This window comes from Actinomadura rugatobispora (genome assembly GCF_055379765.1).
In genome coordinates this window covers 2171555-2186345 of the sequence record NZ_AP029191.1, presented here as the reverse complement: position 1 = coordinate 2186345, position 14791 = coordinate 2171555, and the positions used below count along the sequence as shown (strand labels likewise).

General features: G+C 73.2%; 11 protein-coding genes. 7 read left to right on the top strand and 4 right to left on the bottom strand.

What is annotated here, in order from left to right; genetic code table 11:
- Window position 1 precedes the first annotated feature (1 nt).
- A complete protein-coding gene (locus tag ACZ466_RS09120) occupies window positions 2-661 on the bottom strand; it encodes a response regulator (protein ID WP_378285539.1) in 660 nt (219 codons plus the stop codon).
- The gene (locus ACZ466_RS09115; RefSeq protein WP_378285538.1) at window positions 658-1827 is read right to left on the bottom strand and encodes a sensor histidine kinase; all 1170 of its coding nucleotides are present in this window, start codon (window positions 1825-1827) and stop codon (window positions 658-660) included. The genes ACZ466_RS09120 and ACZ466_RS09115 overlap by 4 nt, the downstream gene beginning before the upstream one ends.
- Window positions 1828-1993: 166 nt before the next feature.
- Here ACZ466_RS09115 and ACZ466_RS09110 point away from each other — a divergent pair, with 166 nt between their 5' ends.
- The 3 genes from ACZ466_RS09110 to ACZ466_RS09100 are packed head-to-tail and all read left to right on the top strand — an operon-like array spanning window position 1994 to window position 6995.
- Window positions 1994-3460 carry an MFS transporter gene (locus ACZ466_RS09110; protein ID WP_378285537.1) on the top strand — a complete coding sequence of 489 codons (1467 nt, stop codon included), beginning with the start codon at window positions 1994-1996 and terminating at the stop codon, window positions 3458-3460.
- On the top strand, window positions 3457-5289 hold the full coding sequence (locus ACZ466_RS09105; protein ID WP_378285536.1) for an ABC transporter ATP-binding protein: 1833 nt from the start codon (window positions 3457-3459) through the stop codon (window positions 5287-5289). Before ACZ466_RS09110 ends, ACZ466_RS09105 begins: the two co-directional genes overlap by 4 nt.
- On the top strand, window positions 5289-6995 hold the full coding sequence (locus tag ACZ466_RS09100; protein ID WP_378285535.1) for an ABC transporter ATP-binding protein: 1707 nt from the start codon (window positions 5289-5291) through the stop codon (window positions 6993-6995). The genes ACZ466_RS09105 and ACZ466_RS09100 overlap by 1 nt, the downstream gene beginning before the upstream one ends.
- Here ACZ466_RS09100 and helR read toward each other — a convergent pair.
- Window positions 6982-9138, bottom strand: a complete 2157-nt coding sequence (gene helR, locus ACZ466_RS09095) for an RNA polymerase recycling motor ATPase HelR (RefSeq protein WP_378285534.1) — start codon at window positions 9136-9138, stop codon at window positions 6982-6984. The two genes, ACZ466_RS09100 and helR, sit on opposite strands and share 14 nt — an antisense overlap.
- A 475-nt stretch (window positions 9139-9613) precedes the next feature.
- Window positions 9614-9880, bottom strand: coding sequence for a hypothetical protein (locus ACZ466_RS09090; RefSeq protein WP_378285533.1), 267 nt, complete (start codon window positions 9878-9880; stop codon window positions 9614-9616).
- Between the two features lie 150 nt (window positions 9881-10030).
- Between ACZ466_RS09090 and ACZ466_RS09085 the strand changes: the two genes are divergently transcribed.
- Genes ACZ466_RS09085 through ACZ466_RS09070 form a run of 4 tightly spaced genes read left to right on the top strand, consistent with a single transcriptional unit; the run spans window position 10031 to window position 14757 of the window.
- Window positions 10031-11332, top strand: coding sequence for a helix-turn-helix domain-containing protein (locus ACZ466_RS09085; protein WP_378285532.1), 1302 nt, complete (start codon window positions 10031-10033; stop codon window positions 11330-11332).
- A gap of 37 nt (window positions 11333-11369) precedes the next feature.
- A complete protein-coding gene (locus tag ACZ466_RS09080) occupies window positions 11370-11954 on the top strand; it encodes a toll/interleukin-1 receptor domain-containing protein (protein ID WP_378285531.1) in 585 nt (194 codons plus the stop codon).
- A complete protein-coding gene (locus ACZ466_RS09075; protein ID WP_378285530.1) occupies window positions 11951-14050 on the top strand; it encodes a hypothetical protein in 2100 nt (699 codons plus the stop codon). The genes ACZ466_RS09080 and ACZ466_RS09075 overlap by 4 nt, the downstream gene beginning before the upstream one ends.
- Complete coding sequence (locus ACZ466_RS09070) at window positions 14047-14757, top strand: hypothetical protein (RefSeq protein ID WP_378285529.1); 711 nt, start codon at window positions 14047-14049, stop codon at window positions 14755-14757. Before ACZ466_RS09075 ends, ACZ466_RS09070 begins: the two co-directional genes overlap by 4 nt.
- Window positions 14758-14791: the final 34 nt, after the last annotated feature.

Here is a 14791-nt window from a genome sequence, read left to right as displayed (position 1 = left end):
ATCAGGAGCGCCGCGGGACGACCAGGCCGGACTCGTAGGCGAACACCACCAGCTGGGCGCGGTCCCTGGCGCGCAGCTTGGTCATCGCCCTGCTCACATGCGTCTTGGCGGTGGTCGGGCTGATCACCATCTGCGCGGCGATCTCGTCGTTGGACAGGCCGCGGGCCACCAGCGCGGTGACCTCCCGCTCGCGGTTGGTCAGCACGTCCAGCCCCTCGGGCGCGGGCTCGGGACGGCGGCTGACATACTCGCCGATCAGGCGGCGGGTGATCGCGGGGGACAGCAGCGCGTCGCCGCGGGCCGCGACCCTGATGCCCTGCACCAGGTCGGCGGGCTCGGTGTCCTTGACCATGAAGCCGCAGGCGCCGGCGCGGAGCGCGTTGAAGACGTACTCGTCCAGCCCGTAGTTGGTGAGGATCACCACGTGCACGCCGCTCAGCCGCTCGTCGCCGGCGATCAGCCGGGTCGCCTCGATGCCGTCCATCACCGGCATCTGGATGTCGACGAGGGCGATGTCGGGCCGGTGCTCGACGGCCAGCGCCACGCCCTGCTCGCCGTTCGCGGCCTCGGCCACCACCTCGATGTCGTCCTCGATCTCCAGCAGGGCCCGGAAGCCGCCGCGGATGAGCGCCTGGTCGTCCACCAGGAGCACGCGGATCACGACGGCTCTCCCAGGGGGAGCTCGGCGCGCACGGTGAAGCCGCCCTCGGCGCGGGGCCCGGCCCGCAGCCGGCCGCCGAGCGCCGCGACGCGCTCGCGCATGCCGAGCAGGCCCGTGCCGGGCACGGGCGGCGCGTCCGGGTCGGCCTTGCCGTCGTCGTCGACCTGCACCACCAGCTCCCCGTCCGCGTAGTCGACGCGCACCGCCGCGCCCGCCCCGCCGGCGTGCCTGGAGACGTTGGTGAGCGCCTCCTGGACGATCCGGTACGCGGCCCGGTCCACCTCGGCCGGCAGGTCCCGCCGCGCGCCGGAGATCGTCACCGTGGTCGGCAGCCCGGTCGAGCGGGCCCGCTGCACCAGGTCGTCGAGCCGGTCGAGGCCGCTGGCCAGGGCCTCGCCGCCGGAGCCGCCGGAGCCGCCGGAGCCGTCGGAGTCGCCGGTGTCGCGCAGCACCTCCAGGGTGGCGCGCAGCTCGCGGATGGCGTCGCCGCCGGCCTCCTGGATGGCCAGCAGCGCGGGGGGCACGTCCTCGCCGCGCCGGCGCGCCAGGTGGACGGCCACCCCGGCCTGGACCTTGATGATCGAGATGCTGTGGGTGAGCGAGTCGTGCAGCTCCCTGGCGATGCGCAGCCGCTCCTCGCCCGCGCGGCGCAGGGCCGCCTCCTCGCGGGTGCGCTCGGCCTCGGCGGCCCGCCGCTCGGCCTCCTCCAGGTACGCCTGCCGGTGCCGGGTCACCGTCGCCACCACGCCGGCCGCCACGAACCAGCCGACCAGCAGCGAGATGTCCTGGAGGTTCTGCCCCGACTCGTCGGCCCCGGACAGGTTCACCGCCAGGCCGGCGCCCAGGAACGCCACGGCCGCCAGCGCCGCGACCACCCGGTGACCGGCCCGGACCGCCGCGAACACCGACACCATCACGGGATAGGCGGCCGCCGGGCCCGGCTGGACGTGCGCCCCGACCGCGAGCATGCAGACCGTGCTGACCAGCAGCGCCACCAGCGGCGCCCGCCGCCAGGCGACGAGCGCGAGGGACCCGGCGAGGGCGCCCGCGAGATCCAGCGCGCCCGCGCCCGGCGTGTTGACCACGATGACCGACAGCAGGACGGCCATCGCCGCGGCGAGCAGGCCGTCCTGGGCGAGCGGCCGCCCCCGGTCCAAGAACCTCATTCGACAAAGGTTAAGGTCGTCTCCGCCGGGCTTCCTCCGCAGCACGGCGTAATTGCCCACTACTCCCCGCGAAGTAGTCGCGCCGGACGTACTTCCCGGGTGCCGGTCGCAGAAGTCTCCCTGGGCACGATGACCGCCGACCTGCCCGAACACCACCATGTCCGGCATGAGAAATTCGGCAGGCGGAAACATGGCCGCCGGGGCGGGGGCCCGGCCGGGGCTCACCCTCGCCGCGGTGGCCGTCGCGCAGTTCATGGTGTCGCTGGACCTGTCGGTCGTGAACCTCGGGCTCCCGCAGATCGCCGCCGGCCTCGGCTTCGGCGCGGTGGGCCTGACCTGGGTGATCCACGCCTACGCCCTCGCCTTCGGCGGGCTGCTCCTGCTGGGCGGCAAGGCCGCCGACCGGTACGGCCGCAAGCGGGTCCTGCTGCTCGGGCTCGGCCTGTTCGGCCTCGCCTCGTTCGCCGGCGGCTTCGCCCAGGAACCCGGCCATCTCGTCGCCGCCCGCGCCGCGCAGGGCGTCGGGGCCGCCGCGCTGGCCCCGGCCGCGCTGGCGCTGCTGATCGCGGCGTTCCCCGCGGGCCGGGCCCGGGTCCGGGCCTTCGGGGTGTGGAGCGCCATGAACGCCGCCGGAGGCGCCCTCGGCGTCCTGATCGGCGGCGTGCTCACCGAGTACGCCGGCTGGCGCTGGGTGATGTTCGTGAACGTGCCGATGGCCGCCGGCGCGCTGGCCCTGGCCTGGCGCGGCGTCGCCGCCGGCCCGCCCCCCTCCCGCGGCGGCCGTCCGGACGTGCTCGGCGCCGTCCTGGCCACGGCGGGCATGACCCTGCTGGTGTTCGGCGTCGTCCGCACCGACCAGCACGCGTGGACCTCGCCGGTCACCCTGACGACGCTGGCGGTCGCCGCCGCGCTGCTGGCCGCGTTCGTCCAGGTCGAGCGGACCACGCGCCGCGAGCCGCTGGTCCGCCTGGGCCTGTTCGCCAACCGCTCGGTCGCCGGCGCGAACGCCTCCATCCTGCTGGTCGGCGCCGCCATGGCCTCGGCGTTCTACTTCATGTCCCTCTACCTCCAGCAGGTTCTGGACACCGAACCGGCGCTGACCGGGCTGATGTTCCTGCCGTTCGCCCTCGGTGTGGTCGCCGGCTCGGTGCTGGCCGTCAAGCTCGGCTACCGCCTCGCCCCCCGGACCCTGCTGGTCTTCGGCGGGCTCCTGACCGCGGCCGGGTTCGCCTGGTTCGGCCTGATCAGCGCCGACGGCGCCTTCACCACCGACGTCCTGGGGCCCTCGATCGTCGCCAGCGTCGGCTTCGGGCTCTGCCTGGGACCGGTCGTCTCCGCCGGCAGCGCCGGCGTCGCCTCCCACGAGGCCGGTACCGCCTCGGCCCTGCTCAACAGCTCGCGCCAGATCGGCGCCTCGCTCGGGCTCGCCGCCCTCGGCACCGTCGCGCACAACCGCACCGGCCCGGCCGTCACGCCCGAGACCCTCAACGACGGATACGCGCTCGGCCTGACCCTGAGCGCCGCGCTCCTGGTCGCCGCCGCCCTCGTCGCCCTCACCATCCCGCGCCCGGCGCCGCCGCAAGCCGACCAGGCCGAGCGGGTCGGCGACCGCAGGAAGGACGTTCCGGCATGACCGCCACCGACCTTGCCGAGGCGAGACAGCGGCCCCTGCCGCCACCGGAGGCCGACTCCGCGGCCGGACAGAGCGTGGCGGGGCTGCTGCGCCCGCACTTCCGAGGGTTCGCCGCCGTGGTGATCCTGCAGATCATCGGCGCCGTCGCGGGGCTGGCGCCGCTGCTCGCGGTCGCCGAGCTGGGGCGCGCCCTGCCGGCGCCCGGCCCGATCGATCACGACCGGGTCTGGACCGCCGTGATCGCGGGCGCGGCCGGCCTGCTCGCGCGGCTGCTGTTCACGGCCGCGTCCTCGGGCGTCGGGCACGTGCTCGACGACCAGGTCCAGCTGTCCTTCCGGCGGCGGCTGGCGGCGCGGCTGGGGCGCGTGCCGATCGGCTGGCTCTCCCGGCGCCGGACGGGCGAGCTGGCGAAGATCGTGGGGGAGGACGTGAGCGCCGTGCACCCCTTCATCGCGCACACCCCCGGCGAGCTCGTCTCCGCCTTCGTGGTGCCGCTGGTGTCGCTGGTCTACCTGTTCACCGTCGACTGGCGGCTCACGCTGATCACGCTGACCCCGGTGGCGCTGGCGGTGGCGCTGGTGCCCCTGATGATGACGCCGGCCCGGCTGCGCGAGCAGAAGGAGTTCGACGCGGCCATGGACCGGATCGCGAACTCGGTCGTCGAGTTCGTCCAGGGGATCGCCGTGGTCAAGGCGTTCGGCGGGGGCGAGCGCGCCCACCTGAAGTTCCGCACGGCCGTGGACGACTTCGTCCGCAGTTTCTACCGGATGGTGCGCGGCCTCTCCGGGATCGCCGCGGGGATGCAGCTGGTGCTGTCGCCGCCGTTCATGCTGCTGGTCGTGCTGGCCGGCGGCGCGATCCTGATCACGAACGGTTTCCTGCCCGCGGCGGACCTGCTGCCCTTCCTGCTGCTGGGACTGGGACTGGCCGCTCCGGTGGAGGTCCTCGGCCACGGCTTCGACGACATGCAGACCGCCGGGCGCGCGGTCGGCCGGATCCGGGACGTCCTCGCGGTGCGGTCGCTGCCGGAGCCCGCGCACCCCGTCGCGCCCCGGGGGCACCGGGTGGAGCTGCGGGACGTCCGCTTCGGCTACGACGCCGACCACGAGGTGCTGCGCGGGATCGACCTGGTGCTCGAACCGGGGACGGTCACCGCGATCGTCGGGCCGTCCGGGAGCGGAAAGTCCACGCTGGTCCGGCTGCTGCCGCGGTTCTTCGACCCGACGCAGGGCTCGGTCGCCCTCGGCGGCGTCGACCTGCGCGAGCTCGGCTCCCGGGAGCTCCACCGGATGGTCTCCTTCGTCTTCCAGGACGTCCGCCTGCTGCGCGCGTCGGTCGCGGACAACATCGCGCTGGCGGTGCCGCACGCCGGCCGCGACGACGTGGTCCGCGCCGCCCGGCGGGCGAACGTCCACGACCGGATCCTCGAACTGCCGCGCGGCTACGACACGGTGATCGGGGAGGACGTCGAACTGTCGGGCGGCGAGGCGCAGCGGATCGCGATCGCGCGCGCACTGCTGGCCGACGCGCCCGTACTCGTGCTCGACGAGGCGACCGCCTTCGCCGACCCGCAGACCGAACAGGCGGTGCGCCGGGCCCTGGCCACGCTGGAAGGCGACCGGACGATCCTGGTGATCGCCCACCGCCTGGAGACGGTCGCCGACACCGACACCGTCGTGATGCTGGAGAACGGGTCGATCGTCGAGCGCGGCGCGCCCGCCGACCTGCTGGCGCGGGACGGGAGGTTCGCCGCGTTCTGGCGATCCCACCGATCGGCGGCCGACGATACCGACACCCGTGGCGGCGTACCGCAAGGAGACGAGTCCTGATGATCCGGATGCTGATGCGCGTGCTCGGACCCGAGTACGCGCGGCCGGTACGCCGCACCGTGGCCCTGATGACGGCGGCCGCGGTGGCCGAAGGACTGTCCTACGCGCTGCTGGTCCCGGTGCTGCGGGCGCTGTTCGGCGGCACGCCCGCCGACGCCCGCCCCTGGCTGATCGCGTTCGGGGCCGTGGTCGCGGTCTTCGGGGTGCTGCGCTACGCCGGGGACCTGTCCGGTTTCCGCGGCGGGTCGACGCTGCTGCAGGGCATGTACCGCCGGCTCGGTGACCATCTGGCCCGGCTGCCGATCGGCTGGTACGGCGCCGGCCGCGTCGGGGAGGTGTCCGTCCTGGCCGGCCACGGCGTCCTTCAGGCGATGAGCGTGATCGCGCACCTGCTGGCCCCGCTCATCTCCGCCTGCGTGACGCCCCTGACGATCGTCGTGGTGATGCTCGCGTTCAGCTGGCAGATGGGCCTGGCCGCGCTGCTCGCCGTCCCGGTCGTGGCGGCGATCCAGATCTGGACGGGACGCTCCATGGCCGCCGCCGACGCCGAGCGCGCCGCGCGCGACCACGACGCCACCGGGCGGGTCATCGAGTACCTCCAGGCCCAGCCGGTGCTGCGCGCCGGCGGCCGGACGGCCGAATGCTTCCGGCTGCTCGACGACTCGCTGCGCGAACTCCAGCGCGCCTCCCGCCGCTCCATGCTGTCGGTGCTGCCCGGTGTCCTGGGCCTGACGCTCACGGTGCAGGCGGTCTTCACCGCGCTGCTGGTCCTGGGCGCCTACCTCGCGCTCGGCGGGACCATCGGCGCCGCCGAGGTGCTGGCGATCCTGGTGCTGGCCGCCCGCTGCGCCGACCCGCTGCTGTCGCTGTCGGACATCGGCGGCCGGCTCCACGCCGCGCGTTCCCAGCTGGTGCGGCTCGACGAGGTGCTGCGCACCGAGCCGCTTCCGGAGCCGCGCGAACCGGTCCGCCCGGTGCGCCACGACCTGGAGTTCGACTCCGTCACCTTCCGGCACGACGACCGCACGGTGATCGACGGCGTGTCGCTGTCCGTGCCGCAGGGGCGGCGGCTCGCCGTCGTCGGGCCGTCGGGCGCGGGCAAGACCACGCTGCTCCAGCTGCTCCCGCGGTTCTACGACGTGGACGCGGGCGCGGTCCGCGTGGGCGGCGCGGACGTGCGCGCGATCAGCACCGACGTGCTGATGGAGCAGATCGCCGTCGTGTTCCAGGACGTCTACCTCTTCGAGGGCACGATCGAGGAGAACGTGCGCCTCGGCCGTCCCGGCGCCGGCGCCGCCGAGGTCCGGGCGGCCGCGACCGCGGCGCGCCTGGACGAGGTGATCGAGCGGCTCCCCGGCGGATGGGAGACGAACGTCGGCGAGGGCGGCGCGCTGCTGTCGGGCGGCGAGCGCCAGCGCGTCTCGATCGCGCGGGCGCTGCTCAAGAACGCGCCCATCGTGCTGCTGGACGAGGTGACCTCCGCACTGGACCCGGTGAACGAGGCTGCCGTCCACGAGGGCATCGAGCGCCTGATGGCGGGCCGGACGGTGGTGATGGTGGCGCACCGGATGCGGACCGTCCGGCGCGCCGACCGCATCGTCTTCCTGGACGCGGGCCGCATCGTCGAGGAAGGAAGCCACGACGAGCTCCTCCGCCTCGGCGGCCGCTACGCCGGCTTCTGGAACATCTCCGTCAGGAGCTCGTGAGGATGACGAGCTGCCGGGTCGCCCGGGTCATCGCGACATAGCGGTCGACCGCCCCCTCGATGCCCTCGCCGAACGCCTCCGGGTCGACGAGGACGACCAGGTCGAACTCCAGCCCCTTCGCCAGCTCCGGCGTCAGCGACCGGACGCGGGACGTCGCCGGGAACGCGGGATCGCCGATGACGCAGGCGGTCCCGTCGGCGTTCTCGGCGAGCCAGGCGCCGAGGACCGCGTCCAGCTCCGCGACGGATCCGCGCACGACGGGGACGCCGCTGCCGCGGATCGAGGTCGGCACGTTGGCGTCCGGGAGCGCGGCCCGGATGACCGGCTCGGCCTCCGCCATGACCTCTTCGGGCGTCCGGTAGTTGACGCTCAGGGACGCCAGCTCGATCCGGTCGAGCCCGATCCGCTTGAGCCGGTCCTCCCACGACTCGGTGAACCCGTGCCTGGCCTGGGCGCGGTCCCCGACGATGGTGAAGCTCCGGGACGGGCAGCGCAGGAGCAGCATCTGCCACTCCGCGTCGGTGAGTTCCTGGGCCTCGTCCACGACGATGTGCGCGAACGGGCCGGCGAGCAGGTCCGGGTCGATGCCGGGCAGCTCGCTCTCGTCGACCAGGGAGTTCTGGATGTCCTCCCCGCGCAGCATCGTCACCAAGCCCTCACCGTCGTCGTCGGCCTCGATCAGGTTGTCGACGACCTGCGCCATGCGGGCGCGCTGGGCGGCGATGGAGGCGTCGTGGCGGCGCTTGCGCCGGGAGTCCTCAGGGTCGCCGAGCCGCTGCCGCGCCGCGTCCAGGAGCGGCAGGTCCGACACCGTCCAGGCGTGGGCGTCCTCGCGCTGCAGCTTCCGGACGTCGTCGGGGCCGAGCCAGGGGGCGCACATCCGCAGGTAGGCGGGGACCGACCACAGGTCTCCGACGAGGTCGGCCGCCTCCAGCATCGGCCACGCCCTGTTGAGGGCCATGAGCAGGTCCCTGTCCTGCAGCAGCGACCTGCGGAGCAGGTCCGCCGAGACGTCGCCCTCGTGCTTGTCCACCAGGATCGTGAGCAGCTCCTCCAGGATCTGGTCGCGCGCCTCGTTGTGCGGGGTGCCGGGGTCCGGCGCCCGGAACGCCTCCGCCCAGTCGTCCGCGCTCAGCCAGACGTCGGACCAGTGGGTCGTGACCGTCATCCCCTTGGCGGGCGGATTCTCGTAGAACCTGACGGCCTTCTCGATCGCCTTCACCAGATCCGCCGACGACTTCAGGCGGGCCACGTCCGGGTCGGCCTCGACCGCCGCCGCGGTTCCCTCCGCCACGAGGTCCCGCAGGGTGCAGGTCTGCACGCCCTCCTCGCCCAGGCTGGGGAGGACGTCGGCGACGTAGGCCAGGTAGGGCTGGTGCGGGCCGACGAACAACACCCCGCCCCGGTGGTGGCCGAGCCGCGGATCGGAGTAGAGCAGGTAGGCGGAGCGGTGCAGGGCGACGACGGTCTTCCCGGTGCCCGGACCGCCGTCCACGACGAGCGCGCCGCGCGAGCCCGCGCGGATGATGGCGTCCTGGTCGGCCTGGATGGTGCCGAGCACGTCCCGCATCCGGGCCGACCGGTGGCTCCCCAGGCTGGCGATGAAGGCGGACTGGTCGTCGAGCGCGGCGTGCCCGTCGAACCCGTCCGCGGCGAACACCTCGTCCCAGTAGTCGCTGATCCGGCCGCCGGTCCAGCGATACCTGCGGCGGCTCGCCAGACCCATCGGGTTGGCATGGGTCGCCCCGAAGAACGGCTCGGCCGCGGGGGACCGCCAGTCGAGCAGCAGCCGGCGGCCCGAAGCGTCCTTGAGGCCGAGCCGTCCGACGTAGACGGGTTCGGAGTCGTCCGCGCCGACCATGCGCCCCAGGCACAGGTCCAGACCGAAGCGGCGCAGGGCGCGCAGGCGGGCGCTCAGCCGGTGGATCTCCATGTCGCGGTCCAGCGCCTTCTGGCCGATGCCGCCGGGCGCCTTCCGCTCGGCGTCGAGACGGCCGGACAGGTCGGCGATCGACGTCTCGAGGCTCTCCGCGATGGCCGCGAAGTGCTTCTCGTCGTCGCCGATCAGCGCCGGGTCGGCCTTGGGCGCGAGGCGCTCGGGAAGGTCGAACGCACTGGTCGTCAAGGATTTCAACACGCGCATTTCCGCGTCCCCCGGGTCTGTCGAATCTGGCTTCGACCAGCGATTCTGAGGTACGCCCGGGGTCTTGCCGCAAGCCCCCCGGTGCGCTATAAGTTGAGAGTGGAGAGGAGCGGCCGTGGCCGCTCCTTCTTTGCTTTGCGGGGGCAGAAACCGGCGGGCAGCGGTCCCTGGGCGCGCCAGACGGTGCCGCGGCGCTCGTAGGCGAACAGCTCCCCGGCGTGAGCCCGCACTTCTACCGCCGCGCCTTCAGCTGAGACCACGCGGCCGGCTGGCAGCATGGCGGACATGGACAGAGCCGCCGGCGGTGGTGCGGATCGAGGTCCACTACCTGAGCGACGACCGGTCGCGCTGGCGCGACCTGTGGATCCTGCGTTTCGCCCCCGACCGGCCCGACGGCCACTGACCGCGTCTCCCCATCGACCCGAGCCGGCGCGCGTTACGTCCACCTTTAGTGGAGGAAACGGGAAACCCTCTTTCAGTGGCCGTTCTCGGACGTTCTTTTGCCATGATTGCCGGGGGCGCTGCTATTGTCGGACGTGCTTGGAATGATCTGGAACTCGTGCCAGGCGTCCAGGAGCGCGATGATCACGACCGGTAGCGTGAGCGGCAACCGGTGGATTCCCTCCGCATGCAGCTCGATCACACAGGTCAGCGCCGCCCAGGAGTGGAGCGTGCCGCGCACCCCGGGCCGCGGGAGAAAGCCGTGCCGGCCGGGTTTCGAGTGCGCTGCTCGACGGATCATCGCTGTCCTCCCTGTCGACCCGAACGCCGTCCGGCAATTCGGTGGCGCGGGCGGTTCGTCCGGTCGGTTCCCACTGTTCGTCGTCTCGCGTGTTCGCAGGTAGGCGTTGTTCGCAGCCTCTGGCAGCGGCAACGGGAAACCGGGGTAAGGGTGGCCGAGCGGGTGACAACATTTGGTGTGGAGCTTCGGCGGCGGAGAATGGCGGCCGGGCTGTCACTGGCGCAACTGGGTGCTCTGCTGCACTACAGCAAAGGACATCTGAGCAAGATCGAGAATGGCGGTAAAACCCCTTCACCCGAGCTGGCGCGGATGAGCGACGCGGCACTCGGTGCCGATGGGGCGCTCCTCTCGCTGGCGCCCGCGCAGCCATCGGAAACGCCACTGCCCGACGCAGGAACAGACGACGACGAGGTGTGGCTGATGAATCTCTCCGACAGCGGAACCAGCTGGTTCCATCCCGTCGACCGGCACGAGGCGTCGGCGATGAGCACGTCCTCCCTGCTGGGTTTCGGGCTGAGTTCCCAGGGCCTGACCGCGACCGCGAAGGAGCCGACCGCGCTGGAGGCCTTCCGCGGGCTGTTCGACCAGTTCCGCGGCCTCGGGCAGACCGCCAGCCCGGGGGCGGTGCTGCCTCCGGTGATCGCGCAGACCCACGTCCTGCGCAGCCTGTCCGCCCGGGCGCCCGCGGACCTCAGGGACGAGTTCCTGGTCCTGGGCGCGCGGTTCGCCGAGTACGCCGGGTGGATGGCGCAGGAGTCGGGCAACGACCAGGCCGCCCTCTGGTGGACGGCGAAGGCCGTGCGGATGGCCGCCGACGGCAACGACCACGACCTGGCCGCCTACTCCCTGGTGCGGCGCGCGCTGGTCACCCTCTACCGGGAGGACGCCACGCAGACCGTCCGGCTGGCGCGGCAGGCGCAGGTCTCCCCGGAGACGCCGGACCGGATCCGGGGCCTGGCCGCGCAGCGCGAGGCGCAGGGCCACGCGCTCGCGGGCGACCACCGGGCCTGCATGGAGAGCCTGGAGCGGGCCCGCGAACTGCTCGACCGCGCGTCCGGGGCGTCCGGGGCGTCCCGGGATCCGGTGCTCGGCTCGGTGAACCTGGCGGACCCGGTCGCGATGGTCACCGGCTGGTGCCTCTACGAGCTGGGGCGGCCCGAGGAGGCCAGTGAGATCCTGGACGCCGAGGTGGCCCGGCTCAGCCCGCGGGCGCTGCGCTCCCGCGCGCGGTTCGGGGTCCGCCGGGCGCTCGCGCACGCGGCGGCGGGCCGGGTCGACCACGCCTGCGCGCTGACCGCCGAACTGCTGCCCGTCACCGATGTCGTCAGCTCCGCGACGATCGCGACCGACCTGCGCCGGCTGGCCCGCACGCTGGCGCGCTGGCACACCGACCCCGCGGTGCGCGGGCTGTACCCCGCGCTGACCGAGTCCCTGAGCTCGCCGGACGTCTGAGCCGGAGCCGAGAGCCGAGAGAGCAGAGAAAGCGACCATGACCAAGGTCTTCGTCAACTACATGACGGGCGACGAGGAGAACGTCGCCGCGATGCTCGACGAGCACCTGTCGGACCGATTCGACTCGAAGGTGTTCTTCCGCGCGAGCAAGTCGATCCCGTACGGGGACGACTTCCGGCCCGCGCTGCTGGAGGCCGTCCGTGCCAGCGACGCCCTGCTCGCCGTCATCGGCGCCCGCTGGCTGGCGGACGCCGAGGACGGCCGGCGCAGGATCGACCGGGAGGACAACTGGACGCGGCGCGAGATCGTGGAGGCGTTCGACCACGGCGTCCGCGTGATTCCCGTGCTGGTCGGGTCGGCCGGCGCCCTGACCGCGGAGGTGCTCCCGCCCGAGCTGGCGCGGCTGGCCTACTGCCAGTACGCGCGGCTGGGCCACCGCAACCTGGCGGGAGACCTCGACCTTCTCGCGGCGAAGCTGAAGGAGCTCGTCCCCGGGCTCACCGAGAAGGAGCGGTCCGCCGAGGGGGCGCACGTCGTGAACAACGCTCACGGCAACGCGAAGATCGGCATCCAGGGCGTCGTCCACGGCGATCCCAGTTTCGACTTCGGCGGGAAGCCGTGAGCCCGGCGCGGCGAGAGGGGCGTTCCGCCGAGGTCCGCAACGAGGCCGGCGGCAACGCGACCATCGGCGTGCAGGGCGTCGTCTACGGGGACGTGCGGTACGAGGTCAAGAGCGAGGACCCGCCCGAGAGGAAGTTCTGGGTCGCCAAGAACTGCCTCGCCGGCGGCATGCCGCGGCGCGCGGAGGAGCTGATCCAGGAGGTGTTCCAGGTCGGCTTCGCCCGCCCGCCGTCCACGCTGGCCAACGAGGTCGCCTTCCACTGGGTGCTCGCGGTGCTGGGCGACCGGTCGTTCGAGCTCCTCGGCCACGAGGAGTTCGGCGATATCGAGCGGGCCCGGACGCTGGCCGCCGACGGGCCCGCCGACGACTGGCGCCGGGCGCTCGACGTCCTGCTCGAACTCGTCGACTGCCTGCGGCTCCAGGAGCGGACGGGACGGGACCACCCGGAAAGGCTCGACGCCTGCTTCGCCGGGTTCGATGGGCTTTCCGAGTCCCTGCGTGAGGAGATCCGGCGCCATCTGGACCTGATCCTGACCGGCGCGATCCAGGACCACCTCGACGCGAGGTTCGCCGAGGTCGTCCGGCGGGCGCGCACGGCCGACCGGCGGGAGGAGCGGGTGTGGAAGTTCTTCGAGCCCGAGCCGGCCGAGCCGCAGCCGATACCGGTCCGCGAGCCGGGCCTGGAGGTGCTGCAGCAGACGGCGGCGGCGGGGGGCGCCCTGCTGGGCGGCGGGGCGCTCATCCTGTCCTTCGCCCTGCTCGCGCTGCTCAGCGTCAAGGCGGCGGTGATCGTCGGCGTCGTGCTCGTGGCGGGCGGCGGGCTGCTCGCCTTCTGCCTCCCGTCGCACTTCCCCAAGCGCTACTCGGCGTTCGCGCCGCGGAATCCGGGCCCCAAGGACCCCGACTTCGCCGCGCGGGTCGAGGAGATCGTCCGGCGGCAGTTCGCCCGCCGCGCGCCCGAGGACGCGCTGCGGGGGGCCGGGTGGCACGTCGCGATGGGACGGTTCCGGGCCAGGCTGGCCGAGGAGCTCGTCGACCTCTACAGCAGGCCCGGGACCGAGCCGAGCACGATCGAGTGGCTGGCCGACTGGCACGCCAAGAAGATCGCGCGCAGGTGGAGGAGCGGTGAGCTGAGGGACACCCGGCGCGTCGTGAAATGGCTGGGCGTCGTCCCCGGCGCGGGCGTCACGGCGTTCACCGTGCTCTCCATGCTCTGGAAGATCTACCAGTCGGAGCCGCGGATCACGCAGGTGGCCGTCGGCGGGTTCCTGGGCGGCGCCCTGCTGCTGGCCCTCGGCCGCGCCGACGTCCACCTGTGGAGCCGGATCACCTACACCAGGAACAGGTCCGAGGCCGAGACCCGCACCCGCGAGGAGAGGGAGGCCTACGAGCGGCGGGTCGCGCTCCTCGACGACCGGCCCGACGACGCCGACATGGTGCGCTGGCTGGACTACGACAAGATCTACCTCAGGCGGCTGGCCATGAACCAGCACGGCCTGGCCAACCGGGACGTGGTCGCGCACGCGGTCCTGACCGAAGCCGCGCCGCAGGCCCGGCGGGCCCGGTTCAGCAACGGCCCGCCGCGGTTCTCCGCCTACCGCGTGTGGATCTTCCTGTTCACCCTGGACGGTGTGCGGGAGATCAACGTGCGCCTGGACTTCCCGACGGGCATCGCGCAGGACCAGCAGCGCATCGAGTTCCGCTACGACGTGATCGCCGCGGCGCGCGTCACCGAGGTCGGGCTGCGGTTCGACGACGGCCACCGCGAGATCATCCTGCCCCGCGCGGAACGGCCGGGCGAGGGCGCCAAGGAGCGGCGCGACGCCGGCCCGTCCTCGTTCATCCTCTTCCAGGAGTTCCGCCTCACCCTCACCAGTGGCGAGCCGATCTCCATCACGGTGGAGAACCTGGACGGGGCGATCCTGGAGGACGACCAGAACCGCGTCCCGGACGACTCGGAGTTCACCGGCGCGCTCCGCATCCTGGAGGCGGTCGCCGCCGACGGCCGGGACTGGATCGCCCGCGCGCGCAAGCGCCGCGACCACCGCGACCACCGCGGCCACGCCCACGCCTCGTCCAACGGCGACCGGCCATGAGATGCCGCTACTGCGGGAACCTCGACCTGTCGCCCCTGCCCTTCTGCACGCACTGCGGCGAAGAGCAGCCCCCGGCCGAGGCCCCGCGTACTCCGGGGACGGCGTGGGAGGTCCCCCGCCACCAGCGCCCGCGGGACCCGGCGGCCGAACGGTGGATGAGCATCGGACTGTCGGCGCTGGTCCTTGTCGTGCTCATCGGCGGCGGCGTGATCACCTTCCGGCACTGGCCCACCCGCGACCCCGGCCGCGTCGCCGCGGTGTCGCCGTCCGGGCCGGCCGGCTCGGACGCACCGGCCGCGCAGGTCGGCGCGATGGCGACGCTGCTCCGGTCGATCAGCGCGTCGAGCGGCGACCTGCCGGGCACCCTGGGCTCCTGTTCGAGCGTCGAGTCCGACATCGGGCCGCTCCGGCGGCTGATCGAGGAACGCACGGGCCACCTCCAGCAGGCGCGGAACCTGCGGACCGACGCCGTACCGGACGGCGATTCGGTGAAGCAGGCGCTGGTGTCCATGCTCCAGGTCACGCTTGACACCGACCAGAAGTACCTGACCTGGGCCGAGCGCCCGCTGTGTACGAGCGCCTACGGCGATGCCGCCATCACCGAGGCCAACAATGCCGCCACAAGGTCGAAGCAGACGTTCGTCGGCCTCTGGAACGGCCTCGCCACCGAATACGGCCGGCAGACCTACACGTGGGACGACCTCTGACCGCGACGTCCGAGGCGGGCCGTAGGGTCGGACG